The sequence below is a fragment of the Kitasatospora sp. NPDC007106 genome (genome assembly GCF_040634455.1).
Lineage (GTDB): Bacteria > Actinomycetota > Actinomycetes > Streptomycetales > Streptomycetaceae > Kitasatospora > Kitasatospora arboriphila.
In genome coordinates, this window is the sequence record NZ_JBEYFP010000738.1 from 1 (window position 1) to 2,864 (window position 2,864).

Here is a 2,864-nt window from a genome sequence, read left to right on the forward strand (position 1 = left end):
CGGTCGGCGCCGGGAGGCGGCGTCGCCACCGCCCGCTGCTCGCGGCCCAGCTGGTCCACCGCGTCGCGCACCGGGGACTTGCCGGACAGTGCCTGCAGTTCGGCGTCGCGCGCCTGCTTCTGCCGGTCGAGGAACTGGTCGTGGGCGCTGGTCGACGGTGCGTTGTGCGGGCCGGTTGCGGGCGGGTTGGTGTGGCCGGTCGTCGACGGCGCGTTGTGGCCACCGGTCGCCGCGGCGTTGTGGCCGGAGGCCGGCGCCGTGTTCGGCGTCGTCGCGGGCGGGCTCTGGTGGCCGGACTGCGAGGATCCGGCCGTGTGCTGCTGGGTCGGCGGGGCGGGCGGGGCCGGCGGGGTGCCGTCGCCGCCGAGGCTCCGGGTCGACGGGGACGAGCCGCCCCCGCCCTGGTGCGACACCGGCGGGGCCGGCGGCGCGGGCGTGTTGTCGGTACCGAGGCCGTGGGTCGACTGCGAGGAGCCGCCCCCGCCCTGGTGCGACACCGGCGGGGCCGGCGGCGCGGGCGGGGCACCGTTGCCGTGCTGCTGGGCCGTGTTCGCCGGGTCCTGCCCGGTCGACTCCCGGGCGAGGTAACCGAGGCGCATGTCCCCGGCGGCGGTGGTGGCGGTCGCGTCGTGCGGTGCCCCGTTCGGGTTCGGCCGGCCGCCGTCGGTCAGCCGCACCGACGGGGCGCCCAGCATCTCGGCCACACCGGGGATCCGGTGGCCGTTGCTGTTCGCGTGCTCGTGGACGTGCGCCTTGCCGGTGACCAGCACGTACTTGCCGGTCCCGCCGCCTTCCGTGATGGCGTGGTTCATGTAGGAGTTGAGCAGCCGCGCGCGCTCCTCCAGCGCCTGCCGTCCGAGGTCGTGCGGCCGCCGCGCCGGGTAGCCGTCCACCGCGTGGATCGTCACGCCCTCCTCCTTCGCGCGCACCACGGTGTCGTACAGGCCGTGGCCGGGCGGGGAGTTCAGGTTGCGGTCGTACGTGCGGAGCATCTTCTCCAGGTTCGGCGACATGGTGCCGCCGGGGCGCTGGAAGTCGCTCAGGTGCTGCTGGAAGGCGTCGTCACGGAGCGACTCGACGTAGATCCGGTCGACGCCGCCGGCCTTCAGGGCGTGCATGTTCTCGTTGAGGAAGCGCCAGCTCGGCGACTGGTTGTGCGCCTCGCCCAGCACGATCCCGTCGAAGCCGGGGTGGCCGTCGTGCCCGCCCAGCAGCCGGTTCACACCGTCCATCGCGGACGTCGAGCCGTCCAGGTGGTCGTTCACCCGCTGCTCGCCGACCGGGTGCCAGGTCTGCTGCGAGTCCTGGCGCGCCAGGCGCTCCAGCACGTTCCGGCGGATCTCCTGCTGCTGGAAGTGCTCCTGCGTACGGAAGTCCAGGTTGCCCGCCGCCTCCAGCACCTGGTTGCCCTGGTACACCACGGCGTGCGGACCGAGCTCGTTGCGCAGCGGCGTGGTGATCGCGCCGGCGGCATCCGAGTGCAGGGCCTTGAGGGTCAGCGGGTCGAGGTGCGTCTTGAACGACTGCGAGTACGGGCTGACCTTGACGTCCGGCCGGCCACTCGGCGTCTGGACGCCCGAGTCGTGCCGTCCCCACGAGTTGTGCGGCAGGGTGTTCGCCGCCGTCTGCAATTCGCCGGTCAGCCTGAAGTTGAACTTGTTGTCGCTCTTGTACCGGGCCAGCGCCGCCGGATCCGCCTTGGGCGGGTGGATCAGCGACGGGCCGGCCGGGTGCTGGTGCAGCTGCGCCAGCTCGTCCGGGGTCGGCGCCTCGTCGATCGGACGGATCCGGGAGTTCCCCGACGGCGGCGGGGGCGGCGGGAGGTGCTCGTCGCCGGTCCGACCGGTGCGGGGCGCGGACGACGAGGACCCGTTCGGGTCGCCGAGGGTCCGCGGAGTCCCGCCAGCCTGGTGCTGCGGCGGCGGGGGCGGGGGCGGCACGTGGGTGTCGGACGTTCGGCCCGCGCCCGGCCGGACGGTGCCGCCTCCGGGCTGCGGGGTCGGCTCCACCGGGCGCTGGGACACCGGACCGGTCGTGGCGTGGGGCGAGGGCGTACGGGCGCCGCCGCCCGCCGTGTGGGCGGAGCCGCCACCCGACACCGGACCGGGCATGAACCCGCCCGACATGGGCGGCGTGCCCGCCGGCTGCTGAACGGTGGACGCCGCGTTGTCGGGAACGACGTTCCCCGGCACGGTCTCCGGCGCGGGCCTGCCCTGGGCCTGACCGCCCGAGATCCGGGTACCGCCGTTGAGGTGCGTGTCGCCGCCGGGCGCGGCCAGGTGTGCGGCACCGCCGAGCGGGCCGGTGCCGTCCAGCCGGCTGGACGCCGGTGCCGGGGCTTCCGACTCGGAGGCCGGGGCACGGTGCTCGCCGCCGCCCCCGGAGGCATGGCTCTGCGCCGGGGCCGCGGACGGCGCTGCCGAGTGCGGCACGGCCGCCGCCGGACGCTCCGCGGCACCCTCGTGGACGGGGGCGGGGGTCTCGTGGACGGGCGGTGCCGTGGTGTGGACGGGGCCGGTGCCCGGCTGGACGTGGGACGGGGTCTGCTGCGCGGGGGCGGGCGTCTCGTGGACGGGCGTAGGCGTCTCGTGGACGGGCCCGGTCGGCTGCTGCGTGTGCACCGGTGCCTCGTGCGCAGGGGGCACGTGCGCAGACGTCTCGTGCACAGGCGTCTCGTGCACAGGCACGGAGGTGTCGCGGGTCGGGACGGGCGTCTCGTGCACGGGGGCAGCGGTCTGCTGCGTGTGCGTCGGGGTCTCGTGGACGGGGGCCGGCGTATCGTGCGCGGGCACGGAGGTCTCGCGGCTCGGCGCCGGGGCCTCGTGGGCAGGGGCCGTCGTCGGCCGGTCGGCGACCGGCGCCCG

Annotated in this window: 1 pseudogene; it reads right to left on the reverse strand. The window is 75.8% G+C overall.

Going from position 1 to position 2,864, the window contains the following annotated elements:
* Nucleotides 1–2,621: pseudogene (locus ABZ641_RS31620) on the reverse strand (hypothetical protein); the annotation flags it as partial.
* Nucleotides 2,622–2,864 lie beyond the last annotated feature (243 nt).